Origin of the sequence: Halosimplex aquaticum (genome assembly GCF_028747785.1) — an archaeon.
GTDB classification, from domain to species: Archaea; Halobacteriota; Halobacteria; order Halobacteriales; family Haloarculaceae; genus Halosimplex; species Halosimplex aquaticum.
On sequence record NZ_CP118158.1, the window covers coordinates 1,613,692 to 1,631,523 of the forward strand.

Genomic DNA, 17,832 nt, shown 5'->3' on the forward strand with positions numbered 1-17,832 from the left:
TTCTATGACACCCTCAGCCCAGGGTAGTTGACCTGTACTACCGCCGGATGATCGTCGAGATATGTTGCGATCTCCGCCGCGTTGGTCTCGTGTCGATCCATCCGGAGCGGGAACGTCCGGAGTCCCCTGAGAGTGAGGTAACAGTCGAAGGGAGCGAGCGTTCCACCGAGATCGTATGCCTGTGTGTGAGTTACTGCTTCGGCAATCGCCTGATTATCGGTCACTACAGCACCTCCCATCGAGTCGCTATGCCCGTTCAAATACTTCGTCGTGCTATGGACGACGGCATCGGCCCCGTGTTCAAGTGGTCGCTGGAAGTACGGGGTTGCGAACGTATTATCGACTACGTACGTCGCATCGACAGCTGAAGCGAGCTCGGCTATCGCCGAGAGATCACAGAGCTGGAGCAACGGGTTCGTCGGCGATTCCATCCAGATGAGCGCTGTTTCGTCAGTCACTGCTGCTTCGACGGCATTCGTGTCTGTTGCGTCTACATACTCGACGGTAGCATCGAGCGAATCGACCAACAGATCCTCGAATAGTACCCGTGTACCGCCGTAAATGCCGTCAAACGCGACGACATGGTCGCCTCCGTCGATGACAGACAGACAGATGGCTGCCATTGCAGCGGTTCCAGATGCAGCCGTGACCGCAAATTCCGCACCACACAGCTGAGCGAGTCGAGTTTCGAGTACATCACGCGTCGGATTCCCGAAACGAGTGTATTTGTACCCGTGATCAGAATGCCCCGGGCTGTGCATCTCGTGTGTCGTGGTCAGGTGAATCGGTGACACGACGTCACCGGCATCGGTTTCACCCTCCCCGGTTGCATCGAAGCGGGTCGCTATCGTCTCGAGGTGGTAGTCCGAATCGATCATTCGTATTGAACTTCCCGCGGCAATCACTAAAAACGAACCGAGGACGGCGGACGGACCAAATACTGCCACCCCCGTGGAAATTGCAAAGGGATCAAGGAGGCTACGTACGGAATGAGCCGATCGTGATCGTACAGATCTGGAGACGGAAGGGCGTCGTCGGCGTGGACTCGGCGTACGGCACGCGTTTGACATCGGCGTCGGTCGTGTCGTCGGCTTCCGGTTGCTCGACGGCGTACCGGTACCGGGCCATCTTGTAGCGAATCTCGAGGTTCAGTCATGTGAGAGTGTCATTAAACATCTTGATCGGAAAGTTCGTCGTCCTCGCTGTCGTCTCGGGAGCGGTATTCCCGGTACGGACGGCTCAGAGCTGTGGACTACGTCGATGGGCGTGCGTCCGAACTCGCTCGGCTCTCTCGAACAGATGGATTCTGGGGGTAGCATCGAATACTGGGTGTTGAAGGCCGAATTAGGTCCGTAGAACGAGCGTGTCATAGAAAGTGCCACGTACGAGGTAGCAGGGTGCGGAAAGTGTGTCCAACATAACCGCAGCCCTGCAAGACGTAGCTTCAGTCGATGAGTTCTTGAATGTCGCGGCTACTGAGACGGTGGCGCTGTTCGAGCATCTTGAATTCGAATTTCTGCTGGAGTACGACGTATTCGCCCCCGCTTCGTGGGGGCGAACACGAGTTTACGAGCCACCAAATCTCTTTCGTGGCTTCCTGCACTGCTACTACGAGGACGTCTACGGTACACGCCCGGTCACGCGAGAACTCCAGTCCACGCTCGTCTGGTACTACTGCGGACTCGACAAACCGCCATCTAGAGACACGGTTGACCGTTTTCTTACTGACCTCGAACACGTCATCGACGATGTCTTCGCCCGGCTCGTCAAGCAGGCCGCCACCCGCGGCCTGCTTGACTCGACGTACTCCATCGACTCGACTCACATCGAAGCGATCCAGTACAACGATGCGGCGTCGTGGAACTACGACCCAACAGCTGAAGAGCCCTACTATGGCTTCGGTTGTACGATCGTCTCAACCGGGTCAAAGATCCCGATCGCGGCGGAGTTCACACAGGCCAAACAGGCATCCCAAGAGACGGCGATTCGCGTCACACGTGACGCGCTCGCCGTCGATACGCCAACCTGGATGGTTGGTGACAGCGCCTACGATATGCTCGACTGGCACGACCGACTGCTGGCCGCAGGGGTCGTGCCAGTCGCCCCGTACAACCCACGAAACACTGACGATCCGCTCGATATCGAGTACAGGGTCGAAGACCGTATCGAAGAACACGGCGATGACGTTCAACTCAAGCAATCCGTCTTAGACGAGACGTACAACCGCCGGACTGGAGTCGAACGAACTAACAATGCGGTCAAGGACTGTGGCCTCGGGCATGTCCGCGCCCGAGGCCGCGTTCACGCACGAACACAAGTGTTCCTTGCGCTGTGTCTCCGGATTGTCGTTGCAATCACCAACTTTGAGCAGGGCGACGACCCTGGTCGTGAGAAGCTCAAGCTATGAGACGGATTCGATGATACGTTCTGTGGTAGAACCGGACACGAGAGGATAGTTACCGAGGCACTTCCTCGTATCCGATATCCGGGCCGGAGTGGATAGAGACGAAAATAACGTCTTCATTCCCCTCGTTTACGCCGCCGTGGACGACCTCCTGCGGAGCGACGTCTACTTGGCCGGCTTCGATTTGCTCGGATGTCTCATCTCCAAGGTAGTAGGTCAGTGTTCCCTGCATCATCACCCACGTGTCTTGACCATCAGGATGAACGTGTGGTGTGACCTCTTGGCCAGGTTTGATCCCCCACACGAAGACCGCAGAGTCATCAGTCTCAGCTACTTTCGTACTCGTTGCTGTATCGTCGGAAAATTCGACAGCTTCTGTTGCGGTGAAAATCCTGTCGTCCATCGTAATAGAGAATAGAAATCTTCTAACAGTAAGTCCTTCGCTCGGAATAACCGTCGAGCGTTCGCAGGTTGGGTATAGCAACCATTCTATGACACCCTACCGTAGAACTGACACCACCGCGCTGAGCGACTATGTTCGGGAGGACTGGTACCCTGATCGAGAACGAATGCGTGAGTATGGCACACACGTATGCCCCAATCAGCATCACCGAACGACAACAGCTCGTCAGTGGAGCGATAGCGCTCCTTCTCGCTGTAGTATGCATGTTAGGACTGACGGTAACGGGACTGGAAGGGGTGTTGGTTGGTGTGTTACTCGGGATCTTCAGCGTCGGTTTCTTCGTACTCGGTACGATCTCAATCGGGACCTCTGCCAGCAAACGAATCTAATTTGAGTTCGGGAGTACGGATCTGAAAAAAGATTCCATGCCAATGGGCTATCTCTAGAGTTTGGGAGCGGGTTTGACGTTCCACACAGCGGCTTTCAGACAGGTTCTCGAAACCATTCAGTTAGTGGCAGTGATATGAGTGATTCGACAGTTTCTGATGTCCCGAGGTGATTGAACCGAAACGATTCGGACGAATATACTCTATCGTGCATGACTTTGAAATAGGTGTGCAAGTACTGTCATCTGTAACTACTCATCTTGGGCCTGGACTCGGGTTCATCTGTGCAATCGCTGGACTTGTACTCCAAGGGGCCGAAGGCGGCCTTCTGGGTGGTTTGGTCGGATATTTTCTCGGAAAAACGATCCAGAGTCTACTCTGGACACTTTCTGATGACTATACAACGTGATTCCCACTGGACAATCCTTTCGAAGCTTTGTGAGATTCGCCGTTGAAAGTAGCAATACCGATCAATTCCGAACCGTACCGAGAAGCTAGTTCGCCTCCACCTCTGAGAACCACTTTGTGAACTGTTCTATGACTTCCTGAACGTGTCCTACTCTCCTGGAAACTTTCAACAACTTCCGAAGATCTTCGCGATAACTGTTCCGCTGGAAGCTTATTGATGATGAATCTCCAAGTAGGTCGTGTACTCCTTGCGAAGGAGGCGGCCGCGTTCGCTCTCGATAGCGAGCAGTTTGTGTGACGTCTGTTCCGCTAGTTGCGGGTATTCCCGTTTGGCTCGTCTGTCGGTACTCTGTACGACCAGTACAGACCCGTCCGATAGGTCCTCGAGCGCCCGCTGTACCCGGGCGATCCCGCTCGCACAACCGCGGCCGCGGTTATCGACAGTCATGTCCGGTTCCACATCGGGGGCTGTGTCCGGTATCGCAGCGTCAGTCATCGCTCGTCACCTCTGCGGGGTCGCTGATCGGTTCTCCGTTTTCCGCTGCGCTCTCACCGGAATCTTCTCCGCCAAGATCATCGAGTTCGCAGACGCCTTCGATGGGGGAACAGGCCCGCCACATCGGGCAGAGCTTGAAGATGACCACCAACAGACCGATGAATCCGACCTTCGCGAGGACAGCCACTCCGACGGTACTTCCGAGATACGACGAACCGTTTGTTCCGAGGCTGTCCACCGCTTGATAGAGACCAGTCAGGAACAGCGTCGGGATGATGAACCGAACTGCCCACCGAAACCGCTCGAGTTGCTCACCCGCTGCTTGAATGACACGGACCGTCGGTCGCTTCTGGCCTGTCGGAACGGCTACGAAAATGTTCCACACCGCGCCGCCGATCCATACCGCAAACGTCAGGAGATGGAGTATACGGACACCTGCGGCGACAGGGTCAAAGCCACGCATCGCGACTTCCGCGACGGCCGTCGCGACGACGACCGCTAGCGCGAGTGCCAGCGCGGCTAGCCCGATCGGACTACGGAACTGGTGTTTGATGGCGTCGCTTCGGGATGTCGTCACGGCGGTGAGCGCGATCAAAGCACCCACGACCACGGCGTACCCGAGGACGGCCGGAGACGGCCCGAGAACTCCGAAATAGTTCCAGATGACCGCAGTGCCGCTAAGTGCGACCGTCGCAATTGTGCCCACTGCGATGTAGTCGAACCGTTCGTACATCTCGGCACAGTAGTCGGCAGCGTCGTCGCCGAGATCCGCCGGACGTACGAAGAGGTGTTTCCAGACGAGTCCACCGGTAAGGACACCCAGTGCGACGAAATACGCCCACTTGACCACGGTGAACCCCGCACCCATGCCCCCGTTGAGACTCGTGGTGACCCACGTCCCCACCAGCGATGCTACCAATATGACGGCCAGGGCGATCTTCGGAAGTGTGTATCTATCGAAGAGCGCGTCTGTCTGTTCCGCAGCGGTCGTAGTCCTGGACTCTGGCATGGTGGGTGGATTCTCCTCTATGAATAATTAGGCCGGCCGAAACTAAGTTCAAGGGCGGAGATATTCGGCCGAAATCACTCGGGACTGCGCCGTGAAGCCGCCCTTATGGAAACAATATCAGTCGGTCGGATATTCGATGCTCCCGCCGACCGGATTCGTTCGACGCTCGGGGATCCCACCGCGTTCTTCGATGCTGCCGGGTTTGAGGTTGAGCGCGATGGTGATCGACTCAAACTGAGGAAACGAGCCACCGTGATGCAAGTCGAGTTGGCTATTAGGCTTCGAGACGACGAAACAGCTACCCTCGCGTACGAACAGACCTCGGGACCGTTCGAGGCGATGGCTACCCGATATCGAGTCGATCAGATATCTGCGGGCAGTCGGCTCACGATAGAAACATCGTTCGAACCACCGACAACCAGTCTCGGAGCAACTCTTGGCACCGCGATGATCGAACGACAGCGGCGGACGGAACTTGACGCGGTCGGGTCGCTGCTGGAAGTGACCGCCGAACCGGTGGACGGAGCGACCAAGAACCGTGCTGTCGAGACAAGAGGTGACTGACCGTCGATGACCAACACGTACGCCGACCGCGAACCGGTTACGAGGCGAGAACATGACGAACCGTGGGTCGCCGACCTCGAAGCGGACGAACACGCCGCAGACCAAGTGTTGACCGTCGCAGAGGCTGTGGACGCAGTCGAACAGACCCGTGCCGGTCGGTTCGTCGACCTCGTCACACACGAACGACACGGCCATCCCTCGTCGTACCTGTACGAGAACGTGGTATCTGTGGACCGGTCGGTCGACCTCTCGGACGAGGGTCGGTGTTCCTGTGGTGGTTATGTCACGCGCGTTGCGGTCCATCACCGAGACAAATGAGGGGGAAATTCGAACAGTTCGGGGGCGGGGATCTCCCGAGTCAGGGCTATAGGTGCACCTGATGGACGGAAAGATGTCCGCGAAGGGACCTCAGAGATGACCGAATGGAGATATATCTCGTCCAATATGGTGTCGGACCCCCTTGTCCGGCAAATTCCGTATCTCGAATTGAAGCTCGAACATCCGGGGCTCGAACCGGCCGGACACGGGGAGCGCTTTTTTCCGGACGTGGTCCCGTATGAGCTCGACAGGACGCCGCGGGTCTTTTACTGGCGCCCGGTCCTACCACCATCGGTTGGTAATCCGAGCGAGTGGAACCTCATTTGTGCAACTACGCACGAACTCTCCGGGTTCGATGCACTCCCGACCGAGGGACCGCCTCTCGTCACCGACGAAGGAGATGGCACGACGCTGGTCGTCGGCGGGACCATCGGCGGTGAGACGACGAAGAGCCACGTCGAGTCGTATACGGCGCCTGCTCTCTCCATCGATACCTGCTCAGACTCGGAAGTGAGATTGACCGTCGACGGGACTGAATACTGTGTCTCGAACGGTCAGCGGCGTCGCATTCGTCTCGGTGAACGAAACGTCGATCCGAGCGACGGGGATGGTGGTTCGACAACAGTCGTCCCGGAACTCGTCGTCCGCTATCCGGGCCCACGCGAACTCCACCATCCACCTCCCGGATCGACGTATCGGCTATTTCCGTCGTTCAATCTCGAGATCGATGAGATTCCGAACCCTCTCTCAATCCCGACCACGGCTGACGAACTTGACGATGCAACTCTGGCGACGAAATTGGGTGTCGATCTATCACAGCGGCCCTATCCCGAGCGAGTCCTCTGGCAGGCTTTCGCGTACACGGCCTTCGACCCGCACACCGACACAATCCCAGAGTTGACACAACTCGAGACAGGCCATATCGTGGTTCGGGCACCATAGAAGGATTCCGGCAGGAAATCAAGATCTGGGCTTCTGGGGCAACATCTATTGTGGTAGGCTGGCAACTTGGACTATGGGCGATCCCGTGTGTTATCGAGATTACTGTCCGGAATGTGATCTCGAGGTAACAATCACCGACGAGGAGTGTCCGGAGTGCGGTACGTATCTGCCCCGAGACGGTGAGTGACCCCATCAAGCGGTATCGCGGCGGCGAAATCTGTCCCATTGAACGCTGAAAGTCGGCAATACCCCGATCTAGAGGCCGCAGGTACGCCTGTCAATTGCGCTCTGGTCGGCCGTTCAGCTTCCCCCTCACCGTTGGTAAGGAGACGACCGTCGACCGCCTGGGAGTCGTTCCGGATACAGTCGCTGCCTTCTAACGTCTACGTGCCGAACGAGGGTCCGATGACGACGGTACGGCAACTGGACCGGGGTGCGTGGCTCAGCGTCAACGGGAGTCGAGAACTCGGGATCAGCAACCTCTGGCCCCTGGCTAGATCTGAGTTCTGCGACTGTGAAATAACGGACTTTCTCGCTGAGGGGTTCGTCGAGATCGGGGTCTATCCGCCCGATATCGACGCTCGATTTGCTGGCCGGTGCATCACGTGTGGAACAGAGGGGACGACCGATTGGCTGACGCTCGGTCGCGTGACCGACCCCGACAGTGGTGAGTTTTTCGGTGTCGATCCGGACGCTCTCCACGTTCCTGAACGGCGGACGAGGCTCTCGAAACCCGTCTAGAACGAGACCGATATTTCGTTCGACCCTCGAACGGTTCCCAGCGATGAGATCTCACGGCAGACACGATCAACGGGGCCAGCGCTCCGGTCGTTCTAACGACTGCTTTCGCCGACGAAGTCGGACACACCGTGGTTGGACTCACGAGTGGTCACTCTTTGACAGGCTGGTCTCCTGGTGTCGTTGATTCCCGTCTTGGGTCGAGCGAACCCAGGAGAATCCGACTCAGGGTGTGCGGGCTGTGGTCGCGGATGACGAACAGCATGTTCGCAGTGAAAACGAGGATTCCGAGACTCACGAGCACGCCACCGATTATCTGGAGAATCGATGGGAGTTCGAACCAGTCGGCCGCGACGAGTACGAGGGTCCCGATCACCAGCATCGTCGCGTCCGCCTTCGCGATCCTGTCGTCGTAGAGGTCGTCGATCATCGGGACGTCCTCTAACCCGAGGAGGTCGCTGTACCGGTGGACCCAGATGATGAACGGGATGATATGATAGAGGGTTCCGAAGACGACGAATCCGATAGCGCCGAGGACGAGTAGATGGACTGCACCTGTCGCTCCGAAGAGATGGTCCGGTGCAGTCGGAGACGGTAGCCACGCCGGTACTGTAAGGAGTGCCCATGAGGCCAATCCAGGGACGACGATCGCATACCGCGTATGCATCGGTGTCCAGGCCACTTGCATTTCGTAGAGTTTCCGCCCGAGTATCGCGCTGAACGCGAGTGCCGCCGCCAGTACGAGTACGGCACCGACTCGAGCGACGAGTACTGTCTCCAGGAGCCTTCCGGTCGCCAGCAGGACGACGCCGAGGGGATGCCCGACCTCCTCGATCGGCCGCAGATACTCGTCGATGCCGTGGAGTTCGGTCTGGGTGAACATCGTTCCGAGTTGATAGAGAGCGCCGTAGACGGTCGTCAGGATCGCTCCGAAGACAGCGAACGTCGCGTGCATCGCGACGACGTTCGGCCGGTTAACACCGATAGTTGCGAACACCGGCCGTGTGAAATCGAGCGCGAGGAGAAATCCCAGTACTGTGAGTACGGCGAAAAACCCCAACGAGAGCAGGAAGTGACGCTCGGTCACGTCGTAGGAGTCGAGAGAGAGTAGTGTTCGCCCGATGTTGTATACGAACGTCCAGAAGCCGGCGAGCATGAGTCCTCCGAACGGAACGAGCCAGACGAGTGAGTTGAGTACGAGACCAGTCACGAACCCGACCAGCCCGACGACGACGAGGGTTAGCTGTGCGCTCGCGAGTCTGCGAGAGTGGAGAGTGGCGCCCGACCAGACCGGAACGAACTGGGTCATCGCGCCCATGATCGTGATGCAGATCCACCCCGCCAACAGCAGATGGACGTGCGCCAGCGTTCCGAGCCCGGGAATAGCATTGACGACAATCCCGATCCCGACGAGAGTTCCGCCGAGGAGAAATCCGAGGCCGACGACGAAGTGTCGTAACGGGAGCGTCATCGGGGGCTGCTGGTCCGTCTCGATGTTTCCCGGGATTGCACCCATGGTGGACAGCTAGGGCGGCGCCCCTCCTGACTGCCGTTCCGAATATATTCCCTCGAAACACGGGGCGCGGTCATTATACTGAGAATTCACTGCTGAAGTCAGGGATACGTACACTTGCCCCCCGAATCGATTCCCCCGTCCCCGTACACCCATTGGTCACCTACTGACGATCTATAATGAGTGATAGATTCGACTTGCCGGAGACCGATTTCTCACGACGTGACTTTCTCGTAGCAGCTGGGATTACCGGCACATCGGCTCTCGCAGGCTGTGCGACTAGTGTACCAGCCGCACCAGCTACCGAGGAGAGAACGGAGACGCTGACACAGGCGACCGAGACTGATCAATCGACTCCCGACCTCGAAAAGTGGGTCGACGAGGTCCCCCGCCCGGGAGTTGTTGAACCGACTGGGACGAAAAACGGGCACCCCCGTTACGAGATCGAAATGCGGGAAGTCGAGCAAAAGGTCCACCGTGACCTCCCGGCGACGACCGTCTGGGGATACGGCGGTCAGTTTCCCGGTCCGACGATCGAGGCCGAACAGGGGGAACCGATCTACGTCCAGTGGCAGAACGACCTTCCCGACGACCACCTCCTGCCGGAGGATCCGACTATCCACAGTGACATCGTGCCGTACGATTCACCGGGGACGCGGGTCGTGACACACCTCCATGGCGGAAATATCGAAGCTGCGAGTGACGGCGACCCCCAGGCGTGGTTCACCCGGGATTTCCAAGAGACAGGGCCAGCGTTCGAAAAGAAAGACTACTACTACGTGAACGATCAGCCGCCAGCGACCCTCTGGTATCACGACCACTCACTCGGAATCACACGGTTGAACGTCTACGCCGGACTTGCGGGCTTCTATCTCCTCCGGAGCGAACACGAACGAGATCTCGATCTGCCGGCAGACGAGTACGAGGTTCCGCTCGTACTCCAGGATCGAACGTTCAACGAAGACGGGTCGTTGTACTATCCGACGGCCGTCCCGGACGAGCAGGATGACGGTGACGGTTCCTATCCCGAGCGAAGCATCGTTCCACAGTTCTACGGCGATACGTCGGTTGTCAACGGGAAGGCGTGGCCCCGATTGTCGGTCGACCCCAGAAAGTACCGATTCCGGATTCTCAACGGCGCCAATAGCCGCTTTTACAATCTCGAGGTACTCTCGTACGACGAACAGTCCGGCGAAACTGACGGCGAGGGTCCTCCGTTCGTCCAGATAGGAAACGATGGCGGCTTCCTCTCGGAACCGGTTACAGTTGACGAGCGGCTCGAAATCGGGTCGAGCCAGCGGGCCGATGTCGTCGTCGATTTCACGGATTACGCTGGAGAGACGTTACTCCTCCACAACAACGCACCGGCGATGTATCGTGGTGCAGTCGATGCCGGACAGGATGACTCGGAACCGCTTTCCGAGGTCATGCTCTTCGACGTGAGTGATTCGGCAATTGAACGGGACACCAGTCAGATCCCTAGCAGGCTGACAGAGGTACCGGAGATTCCCGTCGATTCGGTCGACACCGAACGGTACCTCACACTCGCTGTACAGGCCGACGACTATGGGAGACCGCTCTACCTGCTCGGCACCGAGAAAGAGCCAACCGGTCTCAGGCTCACCGATCCGGTCACCGAGAAACCGACACTCGGTGATACCGAGATCTGGAGCCTTACCAATCTCACCGGAATGTCCCACCCGGTACATCTCCACCTTGTACATTTCCAAGTTCTGGGACGACAGTCGACTGGCGACTATGATCCGAACAAGGACGATATCGACCCGGCTGGGCTCGAGACACCTGAGCCATACGAACTCGGCTGGAACGACGTGGTCACCGTCGACCCGGGTGAAGTCGTTCACGTAATCGCTCATTTCGGAGAATTCGAGGGGTTATTCAACGACCAGACGGGCGACTATATGTGGCACTGTCACATGATAGAGCACGAAGACCACGACATGATGCGCACGTTCAGGGTGCTGGCAGATGACGAAAGCGATGACACCGGTGAGCGACAGTAAATCGGCATTCGGGCTGGGTTGAGAATATTTAGCCCTCAGTGCCGGAGCCACACCGTTCGCGGCGAGGGTAGTTTATTTGACGGGGACCTCGACAAGTGCCATATCACCGCCGACCGCGGACGCTAGCACTTCCTCAAGCTCGGCTCTCGATTCGGGCCGGTAACCGTCGATACCGAAGCTCTCGGCGAAGGCTACGAGGTCTGGATTGGTCAGTCCAGTTCCGAACGACTCTCCCGTGTGGTCGCGCTGTTTCTTCGAGATGAGTCCGTAATCGTCGTCGTTGAATACGATGATGGTGTAGTCACAGCCCGAGCGGGTCGCCGTCTCGATCTCGGCGGCGTTCATCAGGAATCCGCCGTCGCCAGTCGCCGCGACGACGTTCGCATCGACCGCCAGGTCAGCCGCGAGCCCGCCCGGAACCGCGATACCCATCGATGCGAGCCCGTTCGAGATGATGCAGGTGTTGGGCTCGTAGGTCGGGAAGTTCTGTGCGATCGCCATCTTGTGGTTCCCGACGTCGGACACGAGCACGTCCTCGGGCGCCATTGCCTCGCGCAGCACCGGGAGCACACCGTCGAGGGTGAACGGGGCCGTATCCCGCGGGGACCGGTCGATGTCGGCGACGATCCGCTCTCTGAGGTCGGTGAACCACTCCGTCTCGAAGGTCGTCCCGGTCGACTGGTACCAGTCGGTGAGGTTCCGAAGCGTCCGACCGCTGTCCGCGATCACCTCGAGATCGGGTTCGTACGCTTCGTACACTTCCGCGGGCTCGCTGTCGACGTGGACGAGCGGTGCCGTCCCGTCGTTCCAGTCGGCCGGGTCGTGTTCGGCGATGTCGTAGCCGACGGTGATGACGAGGTCTGCTCGCGAGATGGCTCGCGAGGCTTCGCCGTCCGCCCCGGACCCGAGCGTCATCAGCGACTGCTCGTCGGCGTCCGAGACCGCACCCTTCCCCATGTACGTCGAGACGACCGGGATGCCGGTCTCCGAAACGAACTCCCGGAGCTGGGTCGCGGCCTGCGTGCGGACCGCCCCGTTGCCCGCGATCACGACCGGTCGCTCCGCCGTTCGGAGGAGTTCCTGAACCTGAGCGAGCGTATCCGGATTCGGTGCCGCGAACGGGACCCGTCCCCGGGGTTCGAGCGGCCGCATCTCGGTCTCCTCGGCGGCGACGTCCTCGGGGAGCTCCAGATGGGTCGCGCCGGGTTTCTCGTACTCGGCGACCTTGAACGCCTTCCGGACGGACTCGTGGACGATGTCAGGGCTGTCGAGCTGCGTGTTCCACTTGGTCACCGGTTCGAACGTCCGCAGCACGTCGATAGCCTGGTGGCTCTCCTGGTGGAGGCGTTCGAGCCCGCCCTGCCCGGTTATCGCGACTAGCGGACTCTTGTCGAGATGGGCGTCGGCGACACCCGTCAGGAGATTCGTCGCGCCTGGGCCGAGCGTCCCGAGACAGACGCCCGCATCACCCGTCAGGCGGCCGTGGACGTCGGCCATGAACGCCGCTCCCTGCTCGTGGCGCACCGGGATAAACTGCACTTCGGAGTCCCGGATGGAGAACAGCAGGTCCTCCAGTTCCTCGCCGGGGACGCCGAACACGTGGTCGACGCCCTCGCGTTCGAGGCAGGCGACCAGCAGGTCCGAGGCCTTCATCACTCCACCCACACTGTCTTGCGGTTGACGAACTCCGTGATCCCGACCTCGGAGAGCTCGCGTCCGTAGCCGGAGTCCTTGACGCCGCCGAACGGGACCCGCGGGTCCGACTTCACCAGCTGATTGACGTAGACACAGCCGGCGTCAATGCGACCGGCGACCCGCTCACCGCGGTCGCGGTCCTCGGTCCAGACGCTCGCCCCGAGCCCGAAGTTCGTGTCGTTGGCTTTGTCGACTGCCTCGTCCTCGTCGGCGACCTCGTACACCGTAGCGACGGGACCGAACGTCTCCTCGCTGTCGGCGGGACACCCCTCGGGAACGTCGGTCAGAACCGTGGGCGGGTAGAAGATCCCCTCACGGTCGAGCGGTTCACCGCCGGTCACGATGGTCGCCCCGGCGTCGACGCTCTCCGCGACCTGTTCGTGTAGCTCCACCATGAGGTCCTCCCGGGCCTGGGGGCCGACCTCGGTCTCCTCGTCCATCGGGTCGCCGACCGCGAGCGAGTCAATCTCATCGACGAAGGCGTCGAGGAAGTCGTCGTACACGTCCGTGTGAACGACGAAGCGCTTCGCGGCGATACACGACTGACCGCCGTTGAGGTTGCGCGCCCACGCGCCGGTCTCGGCGGCGGTCTCCACGTCGGCGTCGTCCAGCACGACGAACGGGTCGCTCCCGCCCAGCTCCAGCACCGTCTTCTTGAGATGGTCGCCCGCCGTCGCGGCGACGGACCGCCCGGCCGGACCGCTCCCGGTCAGCGTCGCCGCCCGGACGCGGTCATCGGCGATGACGTCGTCGACGAGGTCCGACGGGATCAGCAGCGACTGGAAGACGCCCTCCGGACAGCCGGCTTCTCGGAACACGTCTTCGATCGCGAGCGCGCATCCCGGCACGTTCGAGGCGTGCTTGAGTAGACCGACGTTCCCGGCCGCGAGATACGGGGCAGCGAACCGGAACACCTGCCAGAACGGGAAATTCCAGGGCATCACCGCAAGGACAGCCCCGAGCGGCTCGTACTCGGTTCTGACCGTCGAGCCGGGCGGACTCGGATGAGGATCCGAGTCGAGATACGCGCTCGCATGTTCGGCGTAGTGATCACACACCCGGGCGCACTTCTCGACCTCCGAGAGCGACTGCGTGACCGGTTTGCCCATCTCCCGGGTTATCGTCTCGGCGTACTCCCGTTTGTTCTCACGGAGGACCTCGCCGGCGGCCGCGAGCAGCTGCTCGCGGTCACGAATCGAACGGGCGCGCCAGTCGTCGAACGCCTCGGTGGCACGATCGAGTGCCTCTGTCACATCGCTCTCGGTGTGTTCCTCGTACGTTTCGATCCGAGCACCCGTTGACGGGTCGATCGCTTCCATGGGATCCAGTAATTCGCGACACAGACGTATGAATACTCAGACGAATCACATCCTGTCCGCTGTTTTAACTCGGACGAGGTGTGACAGGAGAGTCGTCAGGCGGTTCATTTCCAATCTTTGTCAACACTGAAGGCAGGGAGCCGCGGCTCCCCCCGAGATGGCCCGTTACTTGCTCGTGTACGTCGTCAGTGGGTGATTCGAACAGCGTGGTAGCTATTCGACCTCGTCGAAATGCAGCCAGCCACCGGCAACCGAGGCGTCGAACGACGGGGGATAGACCGAGGATACTATCCGAGACTCCCGTCCATCTCGAGTTCGATGAGACGGTTGAGTTCGACGGCGTACTCGATGGGGAGTTCCTCCGTGAGTGGCTCGATGAACCCGGCGACGATCATCTGCTTCGCGTCCTCCGCATCGAGACCGCGATTCTGGAGGTAGAAGATGTCTTCGTCGCCGATCTTCCCGACTGTTGCCTCGTGTGCGACGTCGACAGTATCCTCCCGAATTTCCATATACGGCATCGTGTCCGACGTGGATTCGGCGTCGAACATCAGCGCATCGCACTCGACGCTCGTCGAAGAGTTCTCCGCGCCGTCGGTGATGTGGACCAGCCCTCTGTAGTTCGTCCGTCCCCCGTCCTTCGCGATCGATTTGGATTCGATGGTGGAGTGGGTGTCGGGCGCGGTGTGATACACCTTCGCGCCAGTGTCGATGTTCTGCCCCTCCCCGGCCATGGCGATAGTGACGTGGTTGTCCGTCGCTCCCGGACCCTTGAGTATTGACGCGGGGTACAGCATCGTCGCTTTCGAGCCCATCGACCCCGATACCCACTCCATCGTGCCGTCGGCCTCGACGATGGCCCGTTTCGTGTTCAGGTTGTAGGTGTTCTTCGACCAGTTCTGTACCGTCGAGTACTGGACGTGAGCGCCCTCCTTGACGAACACCTCGACGCAGCCGCTGTGGAGGTTGTGGCTGCCGTAATGCGGTGCCGAACAGCCCTCGATGAGATGCACCTCGGAGTCGGGTTCCGCGATGATGATCTTGTGCTCGAACTGACCCATCCCCTCGGCGTTCATCCGGAAGTACGCCTGCAACGGCATCTCGACGGTGACGCCCTCGGGAACGTAGACGAACGAACCGCCCGACCAGACCGCGCCGTGCAGCGCCGCGAACTTGTTATCGCTCGGTGGGACGCACTCCGTCATGAAGTGCTCGCGGACGAGGTCGGGATACTCCTGGACTGCCTCGTCCGTGTCACAGAAGATGACGCCCTTGTCCTCGAGCCGGCCTTTCATGTTCTGGTAGACGACTTCGGACTCGTACTGGGCGCCCGCCCCGGAGAGGGCCTTCTTTTCCGCGTCTGGAATCCCGAGTCTGTCGAAGGTGTCCTGGATGTCTTCGGGCAGATCGTCCCACGAGTCGACGCTGTCTTCGGTCTCGAGGTCCGGCCGTAGATACGGGACAATCTCGTCGAGATCTATCTCGGAGAGATCAGGTTGCCCCGGCCAGTCATCCGGCATCGGCATCTGCTTGAACTGCTCAAGCGCACTCAGACGCCGTTCGAGCATCCATTCGGGTTCGTCCTTCTCCGCTGAGATGAGACGAACGGTATTCTCGGTCAGCCCAGTCTGGGACTTGAACGCGGCCAGCACGTCGTTTTTGAAATCGAAGTCCGTCCCCGTTTCGGTCGTTTCGAGGTGTTCGTGGCTCATACTGGTGGTTAGTTCGGATGGTCTTCCATGAACTCGTGTGCGACCTCCTGGGCAGTCGAGAGGTCCTCGACGAGACCGAGTTCACCGAATTCCGGGCCGGTAACGTGAACCAGATAGCCCCATCCCTCGAAGCCGTTTGGCTCCTGTACGTTGTTGATTATTACTTTCTGCCCAGTGGACGCGTGAACGAAGTTGAACGTCGTGTATTCGCGGTCCATGCGTGAGTCGAAGTCGGACCGTTCGAGGGTTCGTTCCCACCCGTCGGGGATTGCTGCTGATTCTGCCATGTCAGTTGATCGAATGCGTATGTCCAAGAACCACGTGGCGGATATATTAGCGAGAACTATCATTGGAGGGCGTTCCTCCAGTCAGTGGGGTCACACCGTCATGTCGAAAAGCGACGGTGGGTCGAAGTGATGGACCTCGGTAGTAGAATCGTATCAACGATCGAAATCGTGTGGGTGTAGCCACTGTAGTATGTGGAATTTGAAAGACATCATCCGGATGACCGAATGACTAGGTGCGGTCAATCGTGCAACCGCTCTCAATTCACCGATGGCCCAGATCGAACCCACCCGATTCCTTCGAAAATACCGAAATATGCGGCCGATATTGCCTCATCCGGAGACAAACGACACCGCTTCGGAGAGGGGGAACAGACATATAATTCGATGCCTGATATCGGGGGATAATATGTGGATTTCGGGTGGCAGAGCGGGGATTCGGGTGTTGTAGATACCGAGAAAAATTTCATCGATCCGAACGGTAATCCACGTGTCGGCCGTAGAAAGGCCCGCAATGAGCGACGTAAGAGACCGCGTTATCGAGACGTTTTCCGAAGAGCACTACCAAACCAGGGACAACCTGCTGGAGCTGTCCGACGCTATCGATGAGGGTGACCTCGACCGCGCCGAGGAACTGGTCCACGAGGTCAACGGCGACGCTGGCCCCCACTTCCAGTACGAGGAGGACTCGCTGTACCCGGCGCTGATCCCCTTCTTCGGCGAGGAGAAGGTCAAGGAACTAGTCGCGGAACACGACGAGGCCATCGAGGCCGCCCGGACGCTGGCCGAACTGACCGCACAGGACGAGTTGACTGAGGAGGAAAAGCAGGAAGCGCTGCGGGCCATCCCGGACATCATGGTTCACGTCAGTGACTGCGAGGGCCTCATCGTCTACCTTGAGAAGGCGGACGACGAGGTATTCGAGGACATCCAGGAGAGCATCGACGAAGCCCACGAACAGGGGCTTACGCTCACTGAATACGACGACAACGTCCGGCCCTCTCCCGAAGAGATCGTCGCGTAACTCGGTTCCGAACCGTGAATAGAATTCACAGTTACTTACGGGTACAGGGAGTCATAGAACGGTTAACGCACCCACCTTCTGATCTCTCGAATCGCTCAATACAGATGTTCAACAGAGCGTGAGTTTCGATATATGGGCAGAACCATTCGTTTCACTCTGGACTCACGACTGTCTCGCAGGCCGGGCACTCGGCCCAAATACGTGTTTTACCGTCGCTCGTCTCGTACTGGATCAACAGCCACGTCTCAGGAATCCGTTCGCCGCACTCCGGACACCGCCCAAGCTCCGACGCGTCACTGTTCATACCAAAGGGGAAGGGGAGCGTGTGACAACCCTTCCAATTAAAAATACGCCACCCTCACAAGTAAATTTTCGGCGGATTAGCTCTGTGTAACCACGGTTTTCACTGCCTGTGGCCAGTCAATCATTATTTTACATCTGCCAGTGGTAGCCCGTAGCATGGGTATTCGGGGAGCCTTTGCTCGCCTACTGCCCGGTAACGGGACAGTGGTGGTGGTGGTCGAGTGCCGACAGTGCGGTGCCCCAGTCGATCCCGCGACGGATCAGTGTCCCGAGTGTGGGAATACCGAGAT

The 17,832-nt window shown here is 59.2% G+C and carries 18 protein-coding genes; 7 read left to right on the forward strand and 11 right to left on the reverse strand.

What is annotated here, in order from left to right; translation table 11 throughout:
* Window positions 1-2: 2 nt before the first annotated feature.
* Window positions 3-878, reverse strand: coding sequence for a trans-sulfuration enzyme family protein (locus PSC72_RS08000; protein ID WP_274325356.1), 876 nt, complete (start codon window positions 876-878; stop codon window positions 3-5).
* Window positions 879-978: 100 nt separating this feature from the next.
* Complete coding sequence (locus tag PSC72_RS08005) at window positions 979-1,128, reverse strand: hypothetical protein (RefSeq protein WP_274325357.1); 150 nt, start codon at window positions 1,126-1,128, stop codon at window positions 979-981.
* Window positions 1,129-1,408: 280 nt separating this feature from the next.
* On the opposite strand from PSC72_RS08005, the gene PSC72_RS08010 reads away from it, so the two are divergent.
* Window positions 1,409-2,407: a transposase gene (locus PSC72_RS08010; RefSeq protein ID WP_274325358.1), complete on the forward strand. Its 999-nt coding sequence runs from the start codon at window positions 1,409-1,411 to the stop codon at window positions 2,405-2,407.
* A 49-nt stretch (window positions 2,408-2,456) separates the two neighbouring features.
* Here the strand turns inward: PSC72_RS08010 and PSC72_RS08015 are convergent, their stop codons facing one another.
* The 3 genes from PSC72_RS08015 to PSC72_RS08025 form a co-directional block, all read right to left on the reverse strand.
* Entirely contained in the window at window positions 2,457-2,807 is a 351-nt protein-coding gene (locus PSC72_RS08015) for a cupin domain-containing protein (RefSeq protein WP_274325359.1), read from the reverse strand.
* 1,005 nt (window positions 2,808-3,812) lie between these two features.
* The gene (locus tag PSC72_RS08020; protein ID WP_328518182.1) at window positions 3,813-4,097 is read right to left on the reverse strand and encodes a sulfurtransferase TusA family protein; all 285 of its coding nucleotides are present in this window, start codon (window positions 4,095-4,097) and stop codon (window positions 3,813-3,815) included.
* Window positions 4,090-5,106 carry a hypothetical protein gene (locus tag PSC72_RS08025; RefSeq protein WP_274325360.1) on the reverse strand — a complete coding sequence of 339 codons (1,017 nt, stop codon included), beginning with the start codon at window positions 5,104-5,106 and terminating at the stop codon, window positions 4,090-4,092. Before PSC72_RS08025 ends, PSC72_RS08020 begins: the two co-directional genes overlap by 8 nt.
* A 105-nt stretch (window positions 5,107-5,211) precedes the next feature.
* Between PSC72_RS08025 and PSC72_RS08030 the strand changes: the two genes are divergently transcribed.
* From PSC72_RS08030 to PSC72_RS08045, 4 genes are all read left to right on the forward strand, one after another.
* The gene (locus PSC72_RS08030; protein WP_274325361.1) at window positions 5,212-5,670 is read left to right on the forward strand and encodes a hypothetical protein; all 459 of its coding nucleotides are present in this window, start codon (window positions 5,212-5,214) and stop codon (window positions 5,668-5,670) included.
* A gap of 6 nt (window positions 5,671-5,676) precedes the next feature.
* Window positions 5,677-5,988, forward strand: a complete 312-nt coding sequence (locus tag PSC72_RS08035) for a CGCGG family putative rSAM-modified RiPP protein (protein WP_274325362.1) — start codon at window positions 5,677-5,679, stop codon at window positions 5,986-5,988.
* Between the two features lie 96 nt (window positions 5,989-6,084).
* Complete coding sequence (locus tag PSC72_RS08040) at window positions 6,085-6,930, forward strand: hypothetical protein (RefSeq protein WP_274325363.1); 846 nt, start codon at window positions 6,085-6,087, stop codon at window positions 6,928-6,930.
* A gap of 405 nt (window positions 6,931-7,335) precedes the next feature.
* Window positions 7,336-7,671: a hypothetical protein gene (locus PSC72_RS08045; protein WP_274325364.1), complete on the forward strand. Its 336-nt coding sequence runs from the start codon at window positions 7,336-7,338 to the stop codon at window positions 7,669-7,671.
* Between the two features lie 148 nt (window positions 7,672-7,819).
* Here PSC72_RS08045 and PSC72_RS08050 read toward each other — a convergent pair whose 3' ends face one another.
* Window positions 7,820-9,184, reverse strand: a complete 1,365-nt coding sequence (locus PSC72_RS08050) for a hypothetical protein (RefSeq protein WP_382261454.1) — start codon at window positions 9,182-9,184, stop codon at window positions 7,820-7,822.
* A gap of 176 nt (window positions 9,185-9,360) precedes the next feature.
* On the opposite strand from PSC72_RS08050, the gene PSC72_RS08055 reads away from it, so the two are divergent.
* Window positions 9,361-11,205 (forward strand): multicopper oxidase family protein, encoded by a 1,845-nt coding sequence (locus PSC72_RS08055; RefSeq protein WP_274325366.1) that lies wholly within the window; start codon window positions 9,361-9,363, stop codon window positions 11,203-11,205.
* Between the two features lie 72 nt (window positions 11,206-11,277).
* Here the strand turns inward: PSC72_RS08055 and PSC72_RS08060 are convergent, their stop codons facing one another.
* The 4 genes from PSC72_RS08060 to PSC72_RS08075 all read right to left on the reverse strand — a co-directional run bounded on the left by PSC72_RS08060 (window position 11,278) and on the right by PSC72_RS08075 (window position 16,218).
* Window positions 11,278-12,858: an acetolactate synthase large subunit gene (locus tag PSC72_RS08060; RefSeq protein ID WP_274325367.1), complete on the reverse strand. Its 1,581-nt coding sequence runs from the start codon at window positions 12,856-12,858 to the stop codon at window positions 11,278-11,280.
* Window positions 12,858-14,219, reverse strand: coding sequence for an NAD-dependent succinate-semialdehyde dehydrogenase (locus PSC72_RS08065; RefSeq protein WP_274325368.1), 1,362 nt, complete (start codon window positions 14,217-14,219; stop codon window positions 12,858-12,860). The genes PSC72_RS08060 and PSC72_RS08065 overlap by 1 nt, the downstream gene beginning before the upstream one ends.
* Before the next feature lie 287 nt (window positions 14,220-14,506).
* Window positions 14,507-15,931 carry a Fe-S cluster assembly protein SufB gene (sufB, locus tag PSC72_RS08070; protein ID WP_274325369.1) on the reverse strand — a complete coding sequence of 475 codons (1,425 nt, stop codon included), beginning with the start codon at window positions 15,929-15,931 and terminating at the stop codon, window positions 14,507-14,509.
* An 8-nt stretch (window positions 15,932-15,939) separates the two neighbouring features.
* A complete protein-coding gene (locus PSC72_RS08075; protein WP_274325370.1) occupies window positions 15,940-16,218 on the reverse strand; it encodes a hypothetical protein in 279 nt (92 codons plus the stop codon).
* Between the two features lie 511 nt (window positions 16,219-16,729).
* Here PSC72_RS08075 and PSC72_RS08080 point away from each other — a divergent pair.
* Window positions 16,730-17,239, forward strand: a complete 510-nt coding sequence (locus tag PSC72_RS08080; protein WP_274325371.1) for a hemerythrin domain-containing protein — start codon at window positions 16,730-16,732, stop codon at window positions 17,237-17,239.
* 151 nt (window positions 17,240-17,390) lie between these two features.
* On the opposite strand, the gene PSC72_RS08085 is transcribed toward PSC72_RS08080, so the two are convergent.
* Window positions 17,391-17,543 carry a DUF7837 family putative zinc-binding protein gene (locus PSC72_RS08085; RefSeq protein WP_274325372.1) on the reverse strand — a complete coding sequence of 51 codons (153 nt, stop codon included), beginning with the start codon at window positions 17,541-17,543 and terminating at the stop codon, window positions 17,391-17,393.
* Window positions 17,544-17,832: the final 289 nt, after the last annotated feature.